Source organism: Ezakiella sp., from assembly GCF_034180565.1.
Lineage (GTDB): Bacteria > Bacillota > Clostridia > Tissierellales > Peptoniphilaceae > Ezakiella.
In genome coordinates this window covers 30461-52287 of record NZ_JAXFOB010000020.1, presented here as the reverse complement: position 1 = coordinate 52287, position 21827 = coordinate 30461, and the positions used below count along the sequence as shown (strand labels likewise).

Below are 21827 nucleotides of genomic sequence, written 5' to 3'. Positions count from 1 at the left end.
AGTGCTATTAGAGAATATATTGACTGGTATAATAACAAGAGAATAAAGACAAAATTACACGGCCTGTCACCTGTTGAGTACAGGTTACAAGCCGTGTAGTAAACGCGGTTATTTTGTCCGGGTTTGTGGGTGCATGTCATTGTAGCACCTTTTATAGGTGTTTAAATTTTAACCGACATTCCAAGTTATTATATTTTATTTTATAAATCAATACACAAATATATATCGTACTTCTGAATTTATAAGTTTATTGATTAACTAAGTTTTATATCAGAAGGCAAACTATACTATATTTTTCTTTTTTTAAATTAAAAAAATATGTTATAATAATTATAGTAGACAAATAATATAATCAATATTTATTAGCATATAAAAAATATTACTACAAAATAATGTAATAACCTTATTTAATAAATATAATCAAAAAATTTGACTTGATTATAAATACACATTCTAATGTCTACATTAATATAAAATCAAATTATCAAAACAGAAAGGATATTTAAATGACAAATAATATAATCGACAAGAAAACAGTTTTAGCAATTTGCTATGACTTCGACAAAACTCTTTCCCCTGACGATATGCAAGCTCAAGGCTTCATACAATCATTAAAGAAAGAAGTTGAAAATTTTTGGAATGAATCTAACGGATTAGCCCGTGAAAACGATATGGACCAAAATTTAGCTTGGATGTATAAAATGGCTAAAGAATCAAGAGGAAAACATGTTTTTAATAAAAATACATTGATGGAATATGGCTCTGAGGTGAAATTATATCCGGGAGTGGAAACATGGTTTGACAGAATTAATAATTATGGTGAAAAAAACGACGTTTTGGTTGAACACTATATTATTTCCTCAGGATTAAAAGAGATGATTGAAGGAACAACAGTTGCTAAACATTTTAAAAAAATCTATGCCAGCTCATTTTATTATGATGAAGACGGTGTAGCTGTATGGCCGGCACAATGCGTAAATTATACCAATAAAACACAATATTTGTTTCGAATCAAAAAAGGTGCTCTGAACGTAAATGATGCAACAGTAAATGATTTTATAAGCGAAGATGAAGTAAGAGTTCCGTTCAGGAATATGGTTTATATAGGAGATAGCGACACAGATATTCCATGTATGAAACTTGTTTCTATTAATGGTGGCTTCTCAATAGGCGTGTATGGCGCAAATTCGAAGAACAAAGTATTCAAGATGATGGAAGAACACAGAATTAAATATTTCGCAGAGGCTGATTACAGTGAGGGCTCTGACTTAGAAGTCTTAGTAAAAAATATAATAAAAAGGACTGCTGCAAATGAAATATTAGAAATAAAAAGCACCGAATGCATGCAAGAAATGAAGAGTGAGCGAAAAAATAAAGATGAACAATTTATTTTAAAAGAAGACTTGATAGATAAACTAAATGAAAGTTCATCATTTGCCCAAACTCATGAAATAATAAAATCAATGAACCATATAGGCAATTGGGAAGACAATCAAATAGAAAAGATTTTTAAAATCGCTTCATCGAACGGTCAAGTTAAATATATTTTAAATGATACAGATATAAAGAAGTTCTATTTAAAAATATATGATAAAAAATATATAGATGTAATTCCAAATGATGTTTTAGATATTTTAGAAATAGAAATTTAGATATTTTAAATCAATTTGATAAAATTTCATTAAAATGTAATCATTAAAACATTACTTAATGATTTAATATATTACCGCTTATAATTTCTCCATATATTATATGGAATACAATTATATAATTAAATTATTCAGTTTTATTAAACTCTAAAAAATAAACCTATTTAGAAATAGTTCCACTATGGAAATATTCTGAAATAGAATCGGAGCAATATATGAAAATAAAGAAAAAATACAAATTAATCGCCGCCCTTCTCATCTTATTAGTCCTCGTGCTATCCGCATTTGACGTGCGGCTGAAAATTGTGAGATATAAAATTGAATCAAATAAAATCGACTCCCCCGTTCGCATTGCGCTCGTTACGGATCTGCACTCCTGCAAATACGGCGAAAATCAAAAGACGCTCATCGATGCGGTGAACAAAGAAAAACCGGACATAATTCTTTTGGGCGGAGATATTTTTGATGACATTATTCCCGACACAAACACAAAAATATTTCTAAAAGCCGTTGCACCTAAATATCCGTGCTACTATGTGACCGGAAACCACGAATATTGGAGCCGCCACTCAGACGAAATGATCGCGTGGCTAAGGGCAAACAATATCTATGTGCTTGACGGAGAAAGTGTGGATGTCGAGATCGGAAATCAAAAAATCAGCTTGAGCGGCATTAACGACCCCGACAAGGAGCGCTTCACCGGAAAAAGCGGAGATTTTTATTCGGAGCTTGACGAAATTCAAAGAGAAAAAGACGACAATTTATTTAGAGTCCTTCTCGCCCACCGCCCTTCTTATATTGAAAGCTACCTGAAATACGGCTTCGATCTCGTGCTTTGCGGTCATGCACACGGCGGTCAATGGAGACTTCCTCCCTTTTTAAACGGCGTGTTTGCTCCCGACGAAGGTTGGCTTCCGAAATACGCCGGCGGCAAATACGACTTCCCGAACGGACAAATGATCGTGAGCCGCGGTCTTGCCCGTGAATCCACAAGGGTGCCACGGATTTTTAATAGACCGGAACTAGTTATTGTGGATGTGGTTCGTCAATAATTTAAACCATATCAATGAATTTTATATATTACAATTGGACGTGATTTTTTGCATAAAAAAGACAATTACAAAACCATAATTCATCCGCTTGAACCATGCTTTACAAAGGATTCAAAAATTTTGATTCTTGGCTCATTTCCATCAGTCAAGACTCGTGAATACGGTTTCTTTTACGGTCATCCGCAAAACAGATTTTGGCGCGTTATGGAAGTTCTGTTTAAAGAAGAGTTAAGCGGTGATATTGATGAGCGCAAAGACTTTTTAACGAGGCACAAAATTGCGCTCTATGACTCCATCTATCAATGCGATATAATAGGCTCGAGCGATGCAAGCATAAAAAATGTGGTGGCATCGGATTTAAGCAAAATTATTGAAAGCGCAGATATTAAAGAAGTATTTTTAAATGGAGGCACTTCGTATAAATATTATAAAAAGTATCACGAGAAGAATCTAGGACTCGAAGGCGTGAAGCTGCCATCGACAAGTCCCGCAAATGCGAGATATAGACTCGATGATTTAGTGAATGAGTGGAAAGAAATACTGAAGTATTTGGATTAATTAGAAAAGGAGACATTATGAAATACATGCATTTTAATTCGTCCTGCTCTTACGCATCGATTGCAAATCTTTTGTATTTAAAAGGCATTGACACTGAAGATTACATGATTGCAAAGACAATTAACTTGCCTTATATCTTGCTTAAAGATGGAGGCACTTACTTAGTAGGTCCTATGCTGCAGTCAAAAGAAATATTTGATATCTACTTAAATAGCATTGGCTACGAGTTTGTTGAAGAGAAATGCACTAAGGACGATGTTCTTAAGACACTTAAAGCATCGGACGAGAACTATATGCTTGGTGCCAATATTTCTAAAGTCAATAAGCATGCGATTATCTTTCTTGAGTATAAAAACGAGTGTTTTAATTTTATAAACAATAAGTATGAAGAAAGCGATGAGCCCGACTGCTTCACTTGGAGAGCTGAGGAGCTGAAGGAGCGGCTTGATGAAGAGACTCATCTTGCACATATTGAAAAAATATCCGCAAAAAAATTGGACTTGAAAGAAATTTTGTTTTCATCAATAAAAAATCTTAACTCGCTTAAAGAAGATATAAATAGTTTTTCAAAAAAAGAAATTACCCGGTTGGAGCTCAGAGAATCTATGAATACACTATTCAGAGCAGCCATACTTGACTCGGTAGCTATGTTCGAACTACTTGGAGAAGATGCTCTTCTAGAGAGAACCAAGGCGATTCAAAAAAAATTCATAACTGTAATCAAAGAAGGCAAAGAAAGGCTTGTACTTGAAGAAGAGATGGATATATCAGACTTGGCGGATGTGCTGGATGAATGGAAACTCCTTATGAAAAAGAATTTTGATGAGTATGAATATAGAAAATAAATGCTAATTTTAATTATTTCCAAAATGAAATTTTCTAAAATAAGATTGAGTTGAATAAGCTCAAGTAGTGTTGAGTAAACTAAACCGAAATTATATAAAAAAACGGGTGGCGCATAAATGCACCACCCTCAAAACTTTCGTTTTCAATTCGTGCTTTTATTATAAACTCGATTTCTTAAAATTTTAAAAATTGCATTTGTTTTTAACAAAAAAATCTAAAGTGACTTAAAATTTTTAAGTCGCTTTTTTATTAAAACTATTGACACCGGATTTCACTTATGGTACTATAAATGTAACATCACATGTACTATAAATGTAACATTTGATGAATGAATTTTTAATGAAGGTGAAATATGTTTTACGCAGCTGCATTTTTTTATTATATTTTACTTGTGCTTATGTTTTTTGTGGAAGTGCCGAGTTATCTGCCGATCGTTGTGGGAATTTTCGTTTTGATTTTTATTTTAATCGAGCTTTTAAAAAACAAACAGCTTAAACACACCGTTTCTTCATTTGTCTTGGCTTCTTTGGTTTCCGGTTTCATTATAATCGCACTCGGAATGCTTCAGTCCGGAGTTGTGGGCGTTGATACAACGGAGATTTTGAGTTATACAATATTTAAATTGTATGCGCTTTTGAGTGTATTTGTGAATGAGATTTTTATAGAAAGATTAAAATTAAGAGATGCAGAATAAATTTATTTTAAGGGGTTGTTGATATGGATGTTGTGATTGAAAATAGAATTGCTGAATTTCGAAAAGAGCTCGGACTTTCTCAGCACAAGCTCGCTCAAGCGGTGGATTTGAAGCGCAGGTCAATCATGGCTTATGAGGCGGGCACAATCAGCCCGACCCTTGAAACCGCATACAAGATTTGCAAGGTTCTGGGGAGAGATATAACGGAAGTTTTTATTTTTAAATAAGGAGGATTATTATGGGTTTATTAATGAACACTGCAAACGAAGTCGCCGAAAAGGTCAAGGACAATTTTAAAGACGATGAAAATTATCTGTTTGCGCTAAAAAATAACGACGTCAAGACCGGTTTGTTCAAGCTCATTTTGAGCAAATTGTATTACACCATGGACAGTGCGCGGTCTTTTATTTTATATTTCAACGAAAAGGGTATAAATGAAAAGGAGATATCAAATACTTTGAAGGCAATTTCGTGCTAATGCCCTGGAATGAAGTCGAGGATTTCGTCATTGACATAAAAAATAACAAGGCGAATCTTGCTTTTTCTCACCTCGGCAAGAAGTTACTTTACGAAGTTCCGTTCTCCGGCGCTATGACAAAGAAGAATAAAAATATGCTCAAAAATTTGCTTGGCAAAAATTTTAACCGAATCGATTAGGAGGTCTATATGAAAAAATCTATTATAATACTGATTGTTTTTTCGCTGCTTTTTGTGGCATGTAAAAACCCGGGCTACGAAAAAACTAACGAAAACAAAGTAGAAGACACGACGTCAACCGATGAATCAAAAAATGACGTAGCTGAAGATAAAGACACTAAAGATATCGACGAACAAAAAGATGAAAAAGAGCCGGAAGACGTTAAAGAAGAAGTGAATCCTGAAGGTGATTACAAAATCACAATTGACGGCAATGAATATGGAACGGTGCACTCACCAGACGGAAGGCTTTTTAATATTGACGAGCTTAACAAATCATATGTAAAGTTTTGGAAAGAAGGCAAATACAAGGCGGACAAGGCGCTGGACTTCATCACGGACTATACAAAGAAAATCAGCGACGACGAAATTCTCTACGGTGCATTTCCTGAATCGCAGGATTTTTATATGACTTACAATCAGATTTACAATATTAGTTATTATGCCGTTTTGTCCGGCGAAGATTTTTCGGAAGTTCAATACAAAAAACATTATCCGGGCGAAGCCAAAATTATTGACGGCGCTCTTTACTTTGATATAAATTACCTGAAAAATATTTTCTCATTCAAATATGAGCTCGACCCTATGAAAAAAGAAATTATAATCGACTCAAACGGCGAATTTAATAATGAATTAAAGACAATCTACAACGACAACTACGACAGCATTGAAGAACTGTTCGAAGTAAATTTTGGAAAATAGTTTTCGGCACACAAAAAGCTCCCACACCTCGTGAGCGCTTCTTTTTTTACATCTTTATTTTGTCCAGCCCACAACTCTGTCAACCGGCATGACAAACATCAGCCCGACTCCCGGTTTACTCATGTCACCGAGTATGTCTTCTACCGCAGCGATTGCGTCATTTAGAACCTCTTCGTCTTTCACAACCGAGAAGACGACTTTGTTTAACGGTCTGTTGTTGTCGAGTACCGTTCTTAAAAATCCGCCGAACATCGGCAAGTTCGATTTGCTGAGCGCCGAGCTATCTTTGCACCGATGACACCGAATAAAATTACAATACTGATTTTTAAAAATATGTTCAATATACCCCTCCTACCACCCAAAATTTATTATCTGAATATAGTATGACAGATAAAAGCGAAAAAGTCAATGTGAACGCACGTTCATTGCCTACTTATGGCTCTTGCACACAATGCTCTTGTCCTAAAATTGGGTATATAATATGAAAGAATAAAATTAAGGAGCTAATTATGATTTTATATTTTTCAGGAACCGAAAACAGCGAATATATTGCGAATAATTTAAGAAAAATTTTGGTGGACGATGCGGTCGACCTCTTTCACTTCATCAAAAACGGCGAAAAGCAAACTTTTAAATCTGAAAAACCTTTTGTGCTCGTTTGCCCGACATACAGCTGGCGCGTGCCGAGATTTTTGTCGGAGTATTTGCAAAAATGCGAATTTAAGGGAACACGCGACATCTATGTCGTCATGAACTACGGCGACTCTTTCGGAAATGCGATAAAATATATAAAGGCGAACACCGAAAAACTCGGACTCAACTTCAAGGGTCTCTACGGGATAAAAATGCCCGAAAATTATCTGATGCTTTTTGAATTGGATTCCGACGAAACCAATCGAAAAATTGTCGAAGCGGCAAAAGCCGAAATCATAAAAGCGGGCGAATATATTAAGAGCGGAAAAGAAATTCCTGAAAAATCGGTGAACTTGATTGGAAAAATTGAGTCCGGTCTCGTGAACAGCTTTTTCTTTAAATTTATCACAAAGGACAAAAAATTTTACTACAGCGACAAATGTATCAAGTGCGGCTTTTGCGCACAAGTGTGCGTACTCAATAACATCACATACAAAGACGGTCACCCGGTATGGAACGGCGACTGCACACATTGCTGCGCCTGCATTGCGAAATGTCCGGTAGGAGCGATTGAATATGGGAAGAAGACGGTAGGAAAAGAGAGATATTTGCTGTCTAAAATCATTAGTAAGTAGTTTTTATTTGCGTGATATTTTGCGACCTGCTTGCAAACTTCAATTTTTGATTGCTCGGAGTGCAAATGAGCACACCTGCGCAATCAAAAATTGAGTTTACGTCGCATCTCATCAAAATATCATCGTAAATTTAGGTTATGGATGAGTTTGGATGAAATATCTTATGGCTATAGATGTATTGTACGTCTCGCTCCTAAAATCTTTCATCTAAGCGTTTCTCATCGAAAATTCCTTGCAAATACGGCGGGGGTTGTAAGATTCTTATTGATTGTTTGGTGTTGTTTACGCCGCACGTAACGGCGACCAGTTTTTTTATCCATAGAACAGAAATCTATGATTTCGTCGTGAGAGGAGATAAAAAGGTGTATCGCCGCCAAGAGGGATAATGAATGGAACAAGTTTTTGAAAACACGCATTGCGAAAATTGGTTTGGGGTTTTTGTTACTATATTTTACTAGCTCAGCGTTGTTGATGATGTTCCAAATTGTATAGGTTTGATATATGGCGGGAGGACATCGTTGTTCCTTACGTCACAACGTATGCCGTCCCGCTACGTCGCGTATAGATGCATATACAATTGTATCGACTCGCACACGCCACCCGTAACGGCGACCGGTTTTTTGCGGGCGAAATAGAAATCTATAATTTCGTCATTGAGCGGAGAAAAGCGTATCGCCGCAATAGAAAAAAGAAAAATATAATTAATAAAAAGGAGAAAATATGCTTGATAAAAAAGGATTCGACATGTGGGCAGATGAATACGACATCGATGTCGAAATTTCAAACAATGAAAATTCATATCCGTTTGCCGGATACAAAAGTGTTCTTTCGAGAATTCTCGCGATTGTTTCAGAAAAAAATAAACCGACTGTTCTCGACATTGGATTTGGAACCGGAGTCCTCACAAAAAAGCTCTACGAAAATGGCTGCACAATCTACGGTCAAGACTTTTCGGGAACAATGGTTAAAATTGCAAAAGAAAAAATGCCGAATGCAAAACTTTTTGTAGGAGATTTTTCACACGGCTTAAATAAAGAATTGGAAAAAGAACAATACGACTTTATCGTCGCAACCTATTCCCTGCACCATCTCGATGACGATGCAAAAATAAATTTTTTAAACGAACTCGTCTTGCGATTAAATGACGGCGGTAAAATTATTATCGGCGACGTTATGTTTGAAAATGAAAATGAACTTGAAAAATGCAAAACTGATTTTCACGACTCTTGGGATCACGACGAAATATATTTTATAATTGACAAAATGAAAAGAGCTTTTCCGGATTTGGAATTTCAAAAAATCTCTTTTTGCTCCGGAGTTATAGTTATAAAAAAGAATTAAAGGTGACAAGATGTATCTAATAAAAAATGACACAATTGCCCTTGCGCCGTACAAGCCGGACGATGTGGCGGATTTTTACAGATGTTGGAAAGACATCGACACTCAAAAAGGCTACAACTACAAATTTGACGACAGTCTTTCGGATTTTGTGAAAATAGAAATCGAGAGATTTAAATTTTGGGTGACCGTGCGCGACATAAAAACAAATGAAAAAGTCGGTGTTCTAAGACTAAGTCCCGACGAAATTGACCCTGACCTTGCAGTTTGGGTTTTTCCGGAATACAGAAATATGGGCTACGGCAAAAACGGAATGCTCCTCGCCCTTGAGTACATCTTCGAAAATTATTCATTTGAGGCAATCACGGCAGGATGTTTTGAACGCAATAAATACAGCAAAAAAATATTGGAGCGAATAGGATTCAAGCATTCTCCCGCTGCCGACACAATCGAAAAAGACTGCTTCACGGGCGAGAAAATAAAAATGCTAATGTATAGAATAACAAAGGAAGATTTTTTGAAAGTGGAGAGATAATTGTTTGGAAAGCAAAGAGACGAGTGTGAAAACACAACCGTCTTTTTATTTGCGATGGGGGTTGGGCGAGATATTTTATGGACACAGCGTTGTTTATATTGATACATATTCCCTACACAAAATTGGGCAGAAGTATTCGAAGAACCATCCCGCTCCGTCTCATTCATTAAAATATCCCCTTCTAAAACGCCTTAAATAAAAATTTCAAGGCAATGTAAAATCCGTGTAAAATTTCCCGGCTTTTCGATAATTGCAATGGATTATCGGGTAAATTTATATTAGAGAATTATGGAAAGGAAACGTCAGCTATTTGAGAAAGAAGTATAGAGAAAGGTTTTTGGACCCGGAAGTTTCAAAAAAAATTGAAGTGCTGGAAAACGCTCCAGATACCAAGAGCCGGCTCGAGCGAGTGCGAACAAGTTTGAAGAGCAAGGTGACGGAGCCGTTTTACATCGGAGCCATCGGAGTATTTATTTCAATTGTTGCATTTTTATTTTTCAATGAATATGCCATAATACCGATTTTTTTCATATGGCAGTTCTGCTCGAAGTATATAAAGAAAAGCAGAACAGATATCGCCGATTTGTATGTGGAGCATTTTTTGAAACCGGTCTTAACGGAAATTCTTCCCGACACCGAGGTGGACTATTTCGGCAGAATAGATTTGAAAATTCTGAGCAATTTGGTGCGTGACTCCGAAAAATATTATTCGAATTGTCACATAATATTCGGCGATGATTATCGAACGGAGTTTTGCAATCTTGAGTCTTACCACTACACAACCGACAAAGACGACCACGAAGTCCGGCACACCGATTTCACGGGGCAGGTTCTATGTGCAAAGTTCGAGACAAATATAAGCGGCCACATCAGAGTTGTTCCGGTTTATAAAAAAGGAATTTTCGGCATAAATCACTGGCCCTACGGCAACAAAAGAAAAGACGAAAAAGAAATTCAGACAGAGTCGATTGAGTTCAACAATTCATATTCAATCTTTTCAACCGACGATTTTTATACGCGGTTGATTCTCGATGCAAATATCATAGAGCTTTTAAATAATATGAAGAAAAATATGGATGTTGCGATTTATATGAATGAAAAATATATTTCAGTTGCATTTGAATCGAAGCATTTTCTGTTTGCGGCTCCGCACACAAAAAATTTTGTCGACAATCTTTCACTCGCCGGAGAGTATGAAAAAGTGCGGACGAAACTCGCAGATTTTTATGCATTGATAGATATTATCGGAGAAAAATTCTAAAGGAGATTATATGGAAAATTTATTTATTTATATTTTACTGCCGCTGATTGCAATTGTTTTGATTTGGTATATCAGCGCATCGAACAGACTGAAAAGATACAGAGTTGTCATTGATGAATCGAAGAGAAATGTGGACATCGCACTCACAAAAAGATACGACACGATTTCCGAAATGATAAAGGTTGCAAAGTCATATGCAAAGCACGAAGCGGAAACTTTCGCAAATATTATTAAACTAAGACAATCCGGAAGCATCTCGGAGTCGAATCAAGCAATTAAGAACCAAAACGAAGCCATCGAGAGAATTTATGCTTTGGCGGAGTCCTATCCGGAGCTCAAATCTTCAGAGCAATTTTTGAATCTCCAGGATCAAATCGACGACGAAAATGAACAACTCGCCGCAGCAAAGAGAATTGTAAACAACAACATCAGCATCTTTAATCAGCAGGTTGTTTCATTCCCAACGTCAATCATTGCGAAGTCAAACGGAATGACGAAAATGGATTTTCTTGTTGAAGACGATGTCGCAGGAAAAAAATCGATTGAGCATTTTGATTATGATGTTTAATAGAGTCTGAATTGTCACACCGAACGCGTAAAAAAGCGTATCGCCGCAAATTTGGAAAAAGAAATGAAGACGTGTTTAAAACACACATTGCGAAAATTGGTTTGGGGGTTTTTTGTTACTGTATTTTATTATCTCAGCGTTGTTGGTGATGTTCCAAATTTAACGTAAGTCATAACCGCGGGAGGACTCACAGTGCCGTCCCGCTACGTCGCGTACATTAACAAATACAATTAATGATTTCTCCCAAAAATTTCTCGCCCTCCCCCACCACCCGCTTTTATGTTATAATATTATTAAAGAGGTGATTTTATGAAGTGGAGAGAGATTCCAAAGGTCGATGCACATGCGCATTTGGTGACAGACGAGTTCAGAGAGTATTTCGAAGGTGACCCGGGATGCGAGTGGACTTATTCAAAAAAGGAATATTTTATTGAGATTGCTAAAAAATATAATGTGAAGAAGTTTATTTTGCAACCGACGAACGATCCTTTTATGTATCAGGAGACCACAAAGAACAACAGTTGGCTCGGCGAGGTCGTGAAAAATTCGGACGGACTTTTTCTTGCATTTGCCGATGTTCAAAATGTCGGGGCTTATATGCTCGACGTTGCAGTCGAACAGCTCGAGGATGCAATAAAAAAAGACGGTCTTTCGGGACTCAAAATTCACCCGAACAACCTCAATATTCCGTTCGACGATCTCAGAATGGTTCCTATCCTTCGAAAGGCGGCGGCTCTTGAAATTCCCGTCATGGTGCATTCAAATCCGACAATGGTCGGTTTTCACGACGACTGCGCACCCGACAGAATAAATAAGATGATTCAAGTTTTTCCGGACGTCACTTTTATCACGTCGCATCTCGGCGGCATGAAGTGGCAAGATGCGCTAAGCGGGACGACTTTTGCGGACATTTCATATATTCTCCCTAAGCTCTACGAGATTTACGGTGCCGGTATGACGGAGCGCATTCTAAAAAGTTTCGGTGCCGACAGGCTCATTTTCGGAACGGATTTCCCGCAAGTTTACAAGACAAAAGCTGAAGATGTCTACAACAGATACTGCGATATATTGGACGAGATGAATTTCAGCGCTGACGAAATGGAAAAAATCGCATACAAAAATATTTGCGAAATTCTTAAAATTGAAATTTAAAATGAAAGGAAATAAATAGATGAATATAAATTATAAAGATATTTTGATTCGAAATGCTATCGAATCCGATGCAAAACAACTCGAAACGTGGTGGAACGACGGCAGTGTTATGGCGCATGCAGGTTTTCCCGACGGTGTTCACACAAATGCTGAGAGAATCCGAAAGCAAATCGAAAATTATACGGACAAAAAACGAACACTCATTATCGAGTACAAGGATATTCCGATCGGCGAGATGAATTACGAGATGTCGGACGATAAAAAATGCGAAATCGGAATAAAAATTTGCGAAAGCGATTATCAGGAGCGCGGCATCGGGAGAGTTGTTTTGAGCCTTTTTATCGAGGAGCTTTTTAGTATGGGGGCAAATCTTATTTTTCTCACGACCAATCTAAAAAACAAACGTGCGCAACATGTTTATGAGAAACTTGGATTTAAAGTGAGGGAAATCCAATATGACTCGTGGAAGGACCAACGTGGTGAACTGCAATCCACCGTCTTCTATGATTTGACAAAAGAAAATTTTGTAAGTTACAAATAGTCTTGGAGGTTTTATGGATTTTTTAGAAGATATGTCGAAAATCATTATTCCGCTTGTGCTCATCGCGGGTGCGGCTTATGTTGCGATTTACTCCGCAAAAAAGCACGACAACAAAAATGAAGATACAGAAGACAATTATATGCCGGAAGGCATGTCCATCGGTATGTGCTTGGGTGCGGCTCTCGGCTCTATTTTCGCAGACGAGATGGCGGTCGGCATAGGTATTGGAATGATGTTTGGAATGGTTTTTGGAATGAATATTAAAAAACCGAAAAGAAAATAGTTTTATAGAAATCTTTGTATGAATCATAGCGGTTTATTCAAAGATTTTTTTGTTTTAATCTATTCGTAGAACTTTTAAATATTTCAAAAACTTAATATCTTCTCTTTCAATGCGTTTATATAATCGAAACTGTTGAATTTGTTTTATAAATTTTTCTACTACATATTGACGATATTACGAAGCTTAAAATTGTCAAAAATATTTTTATTTATTAATTCTTTTAGATTTTTGTAAATTTTCATAAATTTATGAATAATTTTCGCAGTAGTATGGTATAATGAATAATGTAATGATAAAATTTTAATTTTTATCAATTTAAAGGAGGATTTTATGAAGACAAGAAAAACCACAATTTTATTGGCAGTCTTTATGGTTCTCGGTCTCATTTTGAACACAGGAGCAATACTCGCTCAAAATGATTTACCGGACGCCACAAAAGACACGACGGACGTTCCGACGAGCGCAAAAGAAGTTGTATTTTTAATTGACAGGAGTATGTATAGTAAAACTCTCGCAGATGTTAAAAATCAAGTGACCGCCCTTTCGAGCGAACTCATTAAATCGGGTGACGTTTCAATCACGCTCATTGCATTTAACGGCAATGCAAACACTCTCGCAAAGAAGACGAATGATGTGGAAAAAATTGAAAATGCTTTCAGATATATCACACCTTTCGGCTTTTCAAACCCTACTTTAGCACTCGAAATCGCAAATAGTATTGAATTTGCCGAAACGAAGGACATCGTTCTTTTCACAAGCATTTATCCGAACATCGGCTCCGTCACAAATGACGGTCCGTATGCGCAAAAAGATCATTTCTATTTAAGAAATGGAAACAGCTACAAAAAAGCTTTCGACAGTCTCGCAGAAAACACGAGACTTATCACGGTTTCAAATTTATCCGCTCTAAAAAATAGGGATTACGGATTTGCAAAAAGAGTTTTCGAAGAAAATTCGGACAGATATTTTGAATCTGAAAAGATGAACGAAATCGAACTCGTAGATTCAATGAAGGAGTTTATTTTGGGCGACGAAGTTCACGAAATAAATACCGACAAAAAACCTATAGTTTTTGTGCCGGGAATTGCAGGCTCCGAACTTTTTAACATCGAGCCGGGTTTCGTGAGCGACGCTGAAAAAGCGACGGGCATGCTTGGAAGACACAATGAAAAAAATATGAAGTTGATTTATCCGCCGATCGGATATGATCCGAAAAAAGTCACTGAAGATTTGGGTCTTGACACAAACGACACTCTCTATGCGCTGCAACAAGGCGATTTGAGAAATGTGCCTTTGCTCGAAAGACACACCGGACCGTTCTCGCAATACACTCCGCTTCTTGGAAATCTCATGAAGAATTTTCCGGACAGACCGGTCTATCTCTTCTCATATGACTGGAGAAAATCGAATGTCGAATCCGCAGAAAAGCTTGGCAATTTCTTAGATGAGATTACGGACGGCGGAAAAGTTAAAGTTGATATAATCGCTCACAGCATGGGCGGCATAATCTCCGCTCTTTATTTGAAGGACAACGACGAAAGAGTCGACAAATATCTCTCGTTCGGCACTCCTTATGAAGGCGCGCCGACAACGCACCATTATGTTGCAAACTCAATTCTTGTAAATGAATTTGTCGACGGTGCTATTAAAGCCTTCACGGGATTCGACCCAAAGGTTGTTTCGAGCTTTACATCAATGGTTGAGCTCTTCCCTGCAAAGAAAATGCTCGAAAAATATCCAATGCAATATGTTGGACTCGATGAAAAAAATCAAAAGGAATTTCTCCGCGCAATCAGAGGAAAGAATAAAACTTACGAAGAATTGGTTCAATATTTGAGCGAAAACAATATCAGCAAATCTTTGGACCTCGAAACCGAAGACCTCGCGTTGACACGCGCTGCAAAGGGCGACAGATATCAAAAATTCCTGGATGTCGTTTCTATGTTTAGAGAAAACGGCAAAAGAGACGGCGACATATTTCTCATGCACCGTCCGAACTCGATGTTCTTTGCCGGCAACAACCACCCGACAGTTGTCGCCGGATATTTCATGGGCGAAGAAGGCGAATCGATGAAAAGAGTTGAAAATATTATGACTCCTGAAGGTGACGGCGTTGTTCCGCTCTACTCCGCAATGATGGGTATGACATTCGAAGAAATGCCTCCGGAAATAAGGGCGAAATTCAGAGTTGTGAACGGCGACCACATGGGCATGCTCTCCGATCGCCACAATTTTGAAATGATGTGCGACTTTTTGAACGGAAGAGAAGTCAGATAGTTTTTAAAACATCCGATCTTATGATTGGGTGTTTTTTTGTGCGAGAATATCTGTGGGTAAAAAACTCACAGATATTTTTATGAATTTATAAAAAGCGTTTAAAAGCATTTATTAAATTATATTTCCCATCAAAAAAATTTTAGCGGTTTTGATAATGAAAATCAATTCCAATTGAGTTGATTTAATCTGATAAATCGATTTTGAAATTTAAGAATTTAAATTTACGCTACGACAAATATATTAATAAACTGTAATTTTTTATAAAATGTTGTTATAAATGCCTGCAAAACAAATAATTATTAAAAATTCTCGGCATATTTCTACAATTAATTAATTTTACCATTCGGCTGACAGTTGATATTTCATCATTATAAATTGTAAAAAAAATATTTATTTACCAATAATTTTCTATTTTTCTTTATTTTTTTTATTTTTATAGCCCATTTTAATGTAAAATATGATATAATATAATTGCTAACGAAAAAGATTATTAATTTAATCTTAATTTAAGGAGGATTTTATGAAGACAAGACAAACATCAATTATGTTGGCGCTCTTTATGGTTCTCGGACTCATTTTTAACACAGGGGCAATCTTCGCTCAAAATGATTTACCGAACGCCGTAGAAGACACCACGGACGACACAATCGTTCCGGACCCGATTCCGGAAGACAACAGTGCAAAAGAAGTTGTATTTTTAGTTGACAGAAGCATGTACACAAGCCAAAATGCTCTCGACGAAATTAAAAATCAAGTGGTTACACTCTCCAACGAACTCATCGAAACAGGAGACATCTCAATCACGCTTATTGCTTTTAACGGCAATTCAACAACTTATGCAAGAAAATCAAAGGACTTGAAAAGAATCGAAAATGCATTCAGATATATCAGACCTTTCGGTTTTTCAAACCCGACAGCAGCACTTGAAATAGCAAACGGACTTGGATTTGAAGATAAAAAGGACATCGTTCTTTTCACAAGCACATATCCGAACATCGGACCTATCACAAAAAATGGACCGTACACACAAAGAGACCATTTCTATTTCAGAAATGCAAACAGCTACAAAAATGCTGCCGACAATCTCGCAGAAAACACAAGACTTATCTCGGTAACTGATTTCTCAAAAATGAGAAACAGAGATTACGCTTTCTCAAAAAGACTTTTTGAAGAAAACTCCGACAAATATTTTGAAGCTGACAAAATGAACAGCGAAGAACTCATCGGTTCTTTAAAAGATTATATTTTGGGCGATGAAATTCACGAAAGAAACACAGGCAAAAAGCCTATCATTTTCATTCCGGGCATAGCAGGTTCTGAACTCTTCAATATCGACGACAGCCTTGTAACTCCTGAAGAAAGAGCTACAGGAATGATTTCAGGCGACAAAGAAAAATCTGCAAAAAGAATTTGGGTTCCAATCGGATATGACGCATCAAAAGCAAATGAAGATTTAAATTTAGACTCAAACCCGAATTTATACGGCCTTCAACAAGGCGATTTAAGAAAAGTTCCTGTGTTCCAAAGACACACCGGACCGGTTGCAATGTACGCTTCACTTTTCGGACAACTTATGAGCAATTTCCCGGACAGACCGGTTTATCTCTTCTCATATGACTGGAGAAAATCAAATGTTGAAACAGCTGAAAAATTGGACGCTTTCATCGACCAAATTACAGACGGCGGAAAAGTTAAAGTTGACATCATCGCACACAGCATGGGCGGACTTGTTTCAGCACACTATTTAAGAAATCACGACGAAAAAGTCGACAAATATCTCTCATTCGGCACACCTTATGAAGGAGCACCTTCTGCATACAACACATTGTCAAGTAGAAGTCTCGCAGGCGGATTTGCAGATGTTTTGATTGAAAAATTCGTCGGAATTAAAGCTGACATCTGCAACAGTTTTGTAGGAATGATTGAACTTCTTCCTACACAAAGAATGCTTGAAAAATATCCATATCAACATGTTTACAACGAAAATCTAAATAGTTTCAACAGAATTTTAAACAACTCATATAGAAATTACGACGAAATTTTAAGAGCAGCTACAGATGCAAATGTTTCTGAAATTGCAGATTTGGAAACTGTTGACTATGGAATGTCTGTTGCAGCAGAAGGCGACAGATATTCCCAATTTGTCGAAAACTCAAAACTTTACAGAGTGAACGGCGAAAGAGACGGCGAAGTTATTCTTATGCACCGTCCGAACTCAATGTTCTTTGTAGGAAACAATCACCCTACAGTTGTTTCAGGATATTTCCCTGGAAACCAAGACATTTTGAGCAATGTTTACGCAATCAGCACTCCGGAAGGAGACGGAATGGTTCCGCTCTACTCAGCAACGATGGGTATGACATTCGACGAAATGACACCGGAAGTCAGAGCTAAGTTTAAAGAAGTTAACGGCGACCACCTCGGAATGCTTTTAGATTTAGGAAACTTAAGAGCAATGTGCGACTTCTTGAACGGAAGATAAACAAAATACCATTTAAGCACTCAATCGGTTGCGATTGGGTGTTTTTTTTGCTTTTTACAAAAATTATAGTATAATGTAATTGTTATAGAATACGAATTTAAGCGAAAATAGCGGGTTTTTTAAAAAAATTACTTGACCGCTTTTTGATTTTCGGCGAAGGAAAATTCGCTTTCGAAAAGCGAGTGAAAATTTTCGAACATTATCCGAGCACTCATGAATTTTTCCTGAAATTTTTTCGAGAATTGCTTGAACATTTTTCGAACACCACTCGAGCTTTCCCGAAAATCAATAGACAATTTTTCGAAAAACAGCGCTTGAACTCGAAAATATATTGGAGGAAAATATGAAGAGGATTTTATATATTATTGCCGCAGTTTTAGCTTTTTCATCGCTATGCGGTTGCAAAAGCAAGACTTCAAGTGAAACCGAAAAGGCAAAGGAAACAGTTGACAGTTTTTTCGCCGCTCTAAAGGATGCTGATTTTAAAACCGCCGCCGACTTTGTCTCGGGCGAAGAACAGGAGCAAATGCGAAACACCGAATGGCACGACGATTTCGAAAGGGAGTTTATGGAAACATATCTTTCGAAAATTTCATCTAAATATATTTCGGGAGAAATTGAAAAAGACAAAACCGAAGGCTCCCTTATGTACGAGTTTGAATCGATGAATATGGGCGAATATGTAAACAAGGTCGGGCTAAATAACCCCATGCTCGAAGGGGGTGCCCCACAAATCAAAGACGTCGATGTCGACGGGATTAATATGGTCGAACTCGAAAAGAGCGTGTTCCTTAAAAAAGAGGGTGACAAATGGCTCATCGCAAATATAAACGACGTGATGAACGCAATCATGGAATTTAAAGCCGGAGAATAATACACAAAAAAGCTGACTTCCGAAACGGAAATCAGCTTTATTTTATTCCTCCAGATTTTCTCGAATCTCCTTTAAAATCTCCTTCCAGTCGGAAGTATTTTTTTCGGTAGCGAGATTCTTTCTTCTGTGCATCTTCTTTTCGAGCTTGTAGCTGTCCTTCAATCGATTTAGAAACTCCCTCGAGCCCATTCTTTCAATTTGGTTCATAAGAACAAGTGTTTGCTCAGCGAAGTCGCTTGTGACAACCGTAAGATTGAACCGCTCCGAAAGTGAAAACGAGAGCGATTCAATTCTCGAATCCGCAGTTTCGTTCTCTCTCGTAAAGACAATTCCCAAATTGTCCCGCATAAATTCGTCGCCGCGATTGTCCTTCACAAAATGTCCGTCGTAGATGACGACGATTTGTTTTTTTACATAAAGTGAGTAACCCGACAGCAGGCTTTCAAGCCGAAGTCTTGCTTCCTCGAGGCTCGTCTCCGAAAGCTCTTTCAGCGTTTTGTCCGCAAAGAGAAGATTGTACCCGTCAACCAGGATGAGGTCGCTATACTCCGAATGCCTTAAAATATTCATAGAGCATAATCGAACCCGCAATGCCGGCGTTAAGCGAGCCGACACTTGAATTTTTTGACATTGGAATTGTGTGCACTTTGTCGCATTCTTTCAAAACGCCCGGTCGGATTCCTTTGTGTTCGTTGCCGACAACAATTATGACCGGCGGTGAAACGAAATTTTCCATCGGCTCCCCTTCCATGTGGCAACCGATGACAAAGTAACCCTTGCTCTTCGCATCTTTGAGCGCTCTCGAAAGATTTGTGACTTTTATTATGTCGACGTCCGCAATGCCGCCTTGCGAAGTTTTTATGACCGCCGGCGTCACATCCGCCGCTCTGTCCTTCGGAATTATAATTTTCGAAACGCCGAACACGCTCGCACTTCTTATGATTGAGCCGAGATTATTCACGTCTTCAATCGAGTCGAGCGCAACCACGACTTCCCTTTCCTCTTGCGGCAGTTTAAACATTTCGTCGAGCTCCATATATTTAAACTCCGGAATCACGAGCGCAACTCCTTGGTGTGAGCGTTTAAATTTGTTAAAGAAATTTCTGTCTTCGCTTATTTTTATATTCTTTTTTTCGGCAAGTTCAATGATATCTTTTATGCGCTCATTGTTTCTGTCCATGACAACGAGGCGAATTTTTTCAATTCTGTCGTCCTCAAGCGCAACATATACGCCTTGTCTACCGATTATTTCCATACTTATTCTCCTTTATCTTCTCGAAAAGTCCGGCTATTCTCTCTTTCTCGCCGCTCAGATATAGCGCTCCGAAAAGCGCCTCAAAACCGGTTGCAAGAGTGTAAACCTGCGGCTTTGTATGTTTCGGTGCGTGCAGTCTTTTGTTTCTCGCACGCTTCACGATTGTCTGTTCACGCTCATCCAAGTCTTCCCAGATTACGTCCAAATCTTCGCATTGGCTGTTTGCGGAAACAAAGTGCACCGCCTCTTTGTGGAGCTCGTTCACGCGCGTGTTTTTTGTGGAAATCATTTCCCGAACCAAAAGCTCATACACGGCGTCGCCCAAAAATGCGAGATTTAAAACGTCCATTTGATAGACTTCGTCGGTTATCATTTCTTCTCCACCTCTGTGCCGTTCGGCGTGTCCTTGACGATGTAGCCCATTTCCGTCAAACGGTCTCTGATTTCGTCGGAGAGTTTATAGTCCTTGTTTTTTCTCGCTTCATCCCTTTGTCTCATAAGTTCTTTCACTTCGGAGTCGAGTCCCGCGTCTTCGTCATCTTGCAAAACTCCGAGCACCTCTGTAAATTCTCCGAAAAGTTTCAGAGCTTCTTCAAGCGAGCCCTTTGTTGAATTTTCACCCAATTCCGAGTTTGCAAATTTCGAAAGTGCGAACATATCCGAAAAAGCGTCCGGCGTGTTCAAGTCGTCGCCCATATGCGCCTTAAATGACTCTCTTATTTCTCCGATTTTTTTCGAAATTTCTTCTGTCGCAGGAGCATCTTCCGCAGTTTCCAAAAGTTCCGCAAGCCTTTTTTTCGAATTTTTAAGTCGCCTCAAAGATGTCTTTGCCGCTTCAATCGCTTCGGCATTAAAGTTTAAAGGTTTTCTGTAGTGCGCATTCAAAATGAAGAATCTCAGAACTTCGCCGGATTCTTTTTCGAGAAAATCCTTTGCGTACAGAAAATTGCCGAGACTTTTACTCATCTTCACATTTTCTATATTGATCATGCCGTTGTGCAGCCAATAGTGTGCGAGCGGTTTATCCATCAGCGCTTCGGATTGCGCAATTTCGTTTTCGTGGTGTGGGAATTTCAAATCTTCGCCGCCGCAGTGGATGTCAATCGTGCCGCCGAAAATCGACTTAATCATTGTCGAGCATTCGATGTGCCAGCCCGGACGTCCTTCGCTCCACGGCGAATCCCAATAAACTTCGCCTTCCTTTTTCTTTTTCCAGAGTGTAAAGTCGAGAGGGTCTTCTTTAATTTCATTTTTTTCAATTCGTGCGCCCACTTCGAGGTCTTCGATATTTCTGTTTGACAGTTTGCCGTAGTCTTTAAGTTTTCTCACTCTGAAATAAACATCGCCGTTTGATTCATATGCAAAATCCTTCTTAATAAGCCCGTCAATGAACTCTATTATGTCGTCCATATGCTCGGTGCAAGTCGGATGAATAATAGGATAATCATAGACGTGAAGCGCCTTCAAGTCGTCCTCTACACTTTCGATATATCTCTTTGAAATCACGTCGATTGTCGTGTTTTCTTCATTCGCCTTGTTTATAATTTTGTCATCAACGTCTGTGAAATTTGAAACATATTTCACGTCATAGCCGAGATAGATGAAAAATCTTCTCAAAACATCAAATACAACTTGCGGTCTCACGTTTCCGACGTGCATGTCGTTGTAGACTGTCGGTCCGCATGCGTAAATTGAAACTTTTCCTCCCTCAATCGGGCGGAACTCCTCTTTTTTATTTGTCAAACTATTATATAATTTCATAAAAATCCTTTCCTATACAAAAGGCGGCATAGACT

At 38.0% G+C, this 21827-nt stretch carries 26 protein-coding genes; 21 read left to right on the top strand and 5 right to left on the bottom strand.

The genetic code is table 11. The features are described 5' to 3' along the window. The 10 genes from SPI61_RS04285 to SPI61_RS04240 all read left to right on the top strand — a co-directional run. Window positions 1-99, top strand: a 99-nt coding sequence (locus tag SPI61_RS04285) for an IS3 family transposase (protein WP_321136885.1), incomplete at its 5' end; no start/stop codon positions are given. A 407-nt stretch (window positions 100-506) separates the two neighbouring features. After that, window positions 507-1652 (top strand): HAD family hydrolase, encoded by a 1146-nt coding sequence (locus SPI61_RS04280; RefSeq protein WP_321136884.1) that lies wholly within the window; start codon window positions 507-509, stop codon window positions 1650-1652. Between the two features lie 212 nt (window positions 1653-1864). Then, window positions 1865-2701 carry a metallophosphoesterase gene (locus tag SPI61_RS04275; RefSeq protein ID WP_321136883.1) on the top strand — a complete coding sequence of 279 codons (837 nt, stop codon included), beginning with the start codon at window positions 1865-1867 and terminating at the stop codon, window positions 2699-2701. Between the two features lie 48 nt (window positions 2702-2749). Further along, window positions 2750-3259 (top strand): DNA-deoxyinosine glycosylase, encoded by a 510-nt coding sequence (locus SPI61_RS04270; RefSeq protein ID WP_321136882.1) that lies wholly within the window; start codon window positions 2750-2752, stop codon window positions 3257-3259. A 17-nt stretch (window positions 3260-3276) separates the two neighbouring features. Continuing rightward, window positions 3277-4104: a hypothetical protein gene (locus SPI61_RS04265; protein WP_321136881.1), complete on the top strand. Its 828-nt coding sequence runs from the start codon at window positions 3277-3279 to the stop codon at window positions 4102-4104. Between the two features lie 353 nt (window positions 4105-4457). Continuing rightward, window positions 4458-4799 (top strand): hypothetical protein, encoded by a 342-nt coding sequence (locus SPI61_RS04260; protein ID WP_321136880.1) that lies wholly within the window; start codon window positions 4458-4460, stop codon window positions 4797-4799. A gap of 23 nt (window positions 4800-4822) precedes the next feature. Further along, entirely contained in the window at window positions 4823-5026 is a 204-nt protein-coding gene (locus tag SPI61_RS04255; RefSeq protein WP_321136879.1) for a helix-turn-helix transcriptional regulator, read from the top strand. An 11-nt stretch (window positions 5027-5037) separates the two neighbouring features. After that, on the top strand, window positions 5038-5277 hold the full coding sequence (locus SPI61_RS04250; RefSeq protein ID WP_321136878.1) for a hypothetical protein: 240 nt from the start codon (window positions 5038-5040) through the stop codon (window positions 5275-5277). After that, window positions 5277-5456, top strand: a complete 180-nt coding sequence (locus tag SPI61_RS04245; RefSeq protein WP_321136877.1) for a hypothetical protein — start codon at window positions 5277-5279, stop codon at window positions 5454-5456. Before SPI61_RS04250 ends, SPI61_RS04245 begins: the two co-directional genes overlap by 1 nt. Window positions 5457-5465: 9 nt before the next feature. Continuing rightward, window positions 5466-6197 carry a hypothetical protein gene (locus SPI61_RS04240; RefSeq protein WP_321136876.1) on the top strand — a complete coding sequence of 244 codons (732 nt, stop codon included), beginning with the start codon at window positions 5466-5468 and terminating at the stop codon, window positions 6195-6197. 54 nt (window positions 6198-6251) lie between these two features. Here SPI61_RS04240 and SPI61_RS04235 read toward each other — a convergent pair whose 3' ends face one another. Continuing rightward, window positions 6252-6449, bottom strand: a complete 198-nt coding sequence (locus SPI61_RS04235; protein ID WP_321136875.1) for a hypothetical protein — start codon at window positions 6447-6449, stop codon at window positions 6252-6254. A 257-nt stretch (window positions 6450-6706) separates the two neighbouring features. On the opposite strand from SPI61_RS04235, the gene SPI61_RS04230 reads away from it, so the two are divergent. The 11 genes from SPI61_RS04230 (at window position 6707) to SPI61_RS04180 (ending at window position 18776) form a co-directional block, all read left to right on the top strand. Further along, a complete protein-coding gene (locus tag SPI61_RS04230) occupies window positions 6707-7465 on the top strand; it encodes an EFR1 family ferrodoxin (RefSeq protein WP_321136874.1) in 759 nt (252 codons plus the stop codon). 720 nt (window positions 7466-8185) lie between these two features. Next, a complete protein-coding gene (locus SPI61_RS04225; RefSeq protein ID WP_321136873.1) occupies window positions 8186-8806 on the top strand; it encodes a class I SAM-dependent methyltransferase in 621 nt (206 codons plus the stop codon). Between the two features lie 10 nt (window positions 8807-8816). After that, the gene (locus tag SPI61_RS04220) at window positions 8817-9338 is read left to right on the top strand and encodes a GNAT family protein (RefSeq protein ID WP_321136872.1); all 522 of its coding nucleotides are present in this window, start codon (window positions 8817-8819) and stop codon (window positions 9336-9338) included. Window positions 9339-9648: 310 nt separating this feature from the next. After that, a complete protein-coding gene (locus SPI61_RS04215; RefSeq protein WP_321136871.1) occupies window positions 9649-10599 on the top strand; it encodes a DUF3137 domain-containing protein in 951 nt (316 codons plus the stop codon). Window positions 10600-10609: 10 nt separating this feature from the next. Continuing rightward, the gene (locus tag SPI61_RS04210; protein WP_321136870.1) at window positions 10610-11167 is read left to right on the top strand and encodes a LemA family protein; all 558 of its coding nucleotides are present in this window, start codon (window positions 10610-10612) and stop codon (window positions 11165-11167) included. A gap of 309 nt (window positions 11168-11476) precedes the next feature. Beyond that, window positions 11477-12319 carry an amidohydrolase family protein gene (locus tag SPI61_RS04205; protein WP_321136869.1) on the top strand — a complete coding sequence of 281 codons (843 nt, stop codon included), beginning with the start codon at window positions 11477-11479 and terminating at the stop codon, window positions 12317-12319. 19 nt (window positions 12320-12338) lie between these two features. Continuing rightward, entirely contained in the window at window positions 12339-12860 is a 522-nt protein-coding gene (locus SPI61_RS04200) for a GNAT family protein (protein WP_321136868.1), read from the top strand. Between the two features lie 13 nt (window positions 12861-12873). Further along, the gene (locus SPI61_RS04195; RefSeq protein WP_321136867.1) at window positions 12874-13143 is read left to right on the top strand and encodes a DUF2700 domain-containing protein; all 270 of its coding nucleotides are present in this window, start codon (window positions 12874-12876) and stop codon (window positions 13141-13143) included. Between the two features lie 330 nt (window positions 13144-13473). Continuing rightward, window positions 13474-15420: a lipase/acyltransferase domain-containing protein gene (locus SPI61_RS04190; protein WP_321136866.1), complete on the top strand. Its 1947-nt coding sequence runs from the start codon at window positions 13474-13476 to the stop codon at window positions 15418-15420. Between the two features lie 520 nt (window positions 15421-15940). After that, on the top strand, window positions 15941-17902 hold the full coding sequence (locus SPI61_RS04185) for a lipase/acyltransferase domain-containing protein (protein WP_321136865.1): 1962 nt from the start codon (window positions 15941-15943) through the stop codon (window positions 17900-17902). Between the two features lie 343 nt (window positions 17903-18245). Continuing rightward, window positions 18246-18776, top strand: a complete 531-nt coding sequence (locus SPI61_RS04180; RefSeq protein ID WP_321136864.1) for a hypothetical protein — start codon at window positions 18246-18248, stop codon at window positions 18774-18776. A 42-nt stretch (window positions 18777-18818) separates the two neighbouring features. Here the strand turns inward: SPI61_RS04180 and SPI61_RS04175 are convergent, their stop codons facing one another. From SPI61_RS04175 to cysS, 4 genes are read right to left on the bottom strand one after another with little or no spacing between them, the layout of a single operon-like run. Further along, window positions 18819-19346 carry an NYN domain-containing protein gene (locus SPI61_RS04175; RefSeq protein WP_321136863.1) on the bottom strand — a complete coding sequence of 176 codons (528 nt, stop codon included), beginning with the start codon at window positions 19344-19346 and terminating at the stop codon, window positions 18819-18821. Next, window positions 19318-20031, bottom strand: coding sequence for a 23S rRNA (guanosine(2251)-2'-O)-methyltransferase RlmB (gene rlmB, locus SPI61_RS04170; protein WP_321136862.1), 714 nt, complete (start codon window positions 20029-20031; stop codon window positions 19318-19320). Before rlmB ends, SPI61_RS04175 begins: the two co-directional genes overlap by 29 nt. Beyond that, window positions 20015-20404 carry a Mini-ribonuclease 3 gene (locus SPI61_RS04165; protein ID WP_321136861.1) on the bottom strand — a complete coding sequence of 130 codons (390 nt, stop codon included), beginning with the start codon at window positions 20402-20404 and terminating at the stop codon, window positions 20015-20017. Before SPI61_RS04165 ends, rlmB begins: the two co-directional genes overlap by 17 nt. Next, window positions 20401-21792, bottom strand: coding sequence for a cysteine--tRNA ligase (gene cysS / locus SPI61_RS04160; protein ID WP_321136860.1), 1392 nt, complete (start codon window positions 21790-21792; stop codon window positions 20401-20403). Before cysS ends, SPI61_RS04165 begins: the two co-directional genes overlap by 4 nt. Window positions 21793-21827 lie beyond the last annotated feature (35 nt).

What these genes read in the sequence shown, in the direction of transcription:
- SPI61_RS04280 (WP_321136884.1), top strand. Translation starts at nt 507, where the DNA reads ATGACAAATAATATAATCGACAAGAAAACAGTTTTAGCAATTTGCTAT.
- SPI61_RS04275 (WP_321136883.1), top strand. Translation starts at nt 1,865, where the DNA reads ATGAAAATAAAGAAAAAATACAAATTAATCGCCGCCCTTCTCATCTTA.
- SPI61_RS04265 (WP_321136881.1), top strand. Translation starts at nt 3,277, where the DNA reads ATGAAATACATGCATTTTAATTCGTCCTGCTCTTACGCATCGATTGCA.
- SPI61_RS04260 (WP_321136880.1), top strand. Translation starts at nt 4,458, where the DNA reads ATGTTTTACGCAGCTGCATTTTTTTATTATATTTTACTTGTGCTTATG.
- SPI61_RS04255 (WP_321136879.1), top strand. Translation starts at nt 4,823, where the DNA reads ATGGATGTTGTGATTGAAAATAGAATTGCTGAATTTCGAAAAGAGCTC.
- SPI61_RS04250 (WP_321136878.1), top strand. Translation starts at nt 5,038, where the DNA reads ATGGGTTTATTAATGAACACTGCAAACGAAGTCGCCGAAAAGGTCAAG.
- SPI61_RS04245 (WP_321136877.1), top strand. Translation starts at nt 5,277, where the DNA reads ATGCCCTGGAATGAAGTCGAGGATTTCGTCATTGACATAAAAAATAAC.
- SPI61_RS04240 (WP_321136876.1), top strand. Translation starts at nt 5,466, where the DNA reads ATGAAAAAATCTATTATAATACTGATTGTTTTTTCGCTGCTTTTTGTG.
- SPI61_RS04235 (WP_321136875.1), bottom strand. Translation starts at nt 6,449, where the DNA reads ATGTTCGGCGGATTTTTAAGAACGGTACTCGACAACAACAGACCGTTA.
- SPI61_RS04230 (WP_321136874.1), top strand. Translation starts at nt 6,707, where the DNA reads ATGATTTTATATTTTTCAGGAACCGAAAACAGCGAATATATTGCGAAT.
- SPI61_RS04225 (WP_321136873.1), top strand. Translation starts at nt 8,186, where the DNA reads ATGCTTGATAAAAAAGGATTCGACATGTGGGCAGATGAATACGACATC.
- SPI61_RS04220 (WP_321136872.1), top strand. Translation starts at nt 8,817, where the DNA reads ATGTATCTAATAAAAAATGACACAATTGCCCTTGCGCCGTACAAGCCG.
- SPI61_RS04210 (WP_321136870.1), top strand. Translation starts at nt 10,610, where the DNA reads ATGGAAAATTTATTTATTTATATTTTACTGCCGCTGATTGCAATTGTT.
- SPI61_RS04205 (WP_321136869.1), top strand. Translation starts at nt 11,477, where the DNA reads ATGAAGTGGAGAGAGATTCCAAAGGTCGATGCACATGCGCATTTGGTG.
- SPI61_RS04200 (WP_321136868.1), top strand. Translation starts at nt 12,339, where the DNA reads ATGAATATAAATTATAAAGATATTTTGATTCGAAATGCTATCGAATCC.
- SPI61_RS04195 (WP_321136867.1), top strand. Translation starts at nt 12,874, where the DNA reads ATGGATTTTTTAGAAGATATGTCGAAAATCATTATTCCGCTTGTGCTC.
- SPI61_RS04190 (WP_321136866.1), top strand. Translation starts at nt 13,474, where the DNA reads ATGAAGACAAGAAAAACCACAATTTTATTGGCAGTCTTTATGGTTCTC.
- SPI61_RS04185 (WP_321136865.1), top strand. Translation starts at nt 15,941, where the DNA reads ATGAAGACAAGACAAACATCAATTATGTTGGCGCTCTTTATGGTTCTC.
- SPI61_RS04180 (WP_321136864.1), top strand. Translation starts at nt 18,246, where the DNA reads ATGAAGAGGATTTTATATATTATTGCCGCAGTTTTAGCTTTTTCATCG.
- SPI61_RS04175 (WP_321136863.1), bottom strand. Translation starts at nt 19,346, where the DNA reads ATGAATATTTTAAGGCATTCGGAGTATAGCGACCTCATCCTGGTTGAC.
- rlmB (WP_321136862.1), bottom strand. Translation starts at nt 20,031, where the DNA reads ATGGAAATAATCGGTAGACAAGGCGTATATGTTGCGCTTGAGGACGAC.
- SPI61_RS04165 (WP_321136861.1), bottom strand. Translation starts at nt 20,404, where the DNA reads ATGATAACCGACGAAGTCTATCAAATGGACGTTTTAAATCTCGCATTT.
- cysS (WP_321136860.1), bottom strand. Translation starts at nt 21,792, where the DNA reads ATGAAATTATATAATAGTTTGACAAATAAAAAAGAGGAGTTCCGCCCG.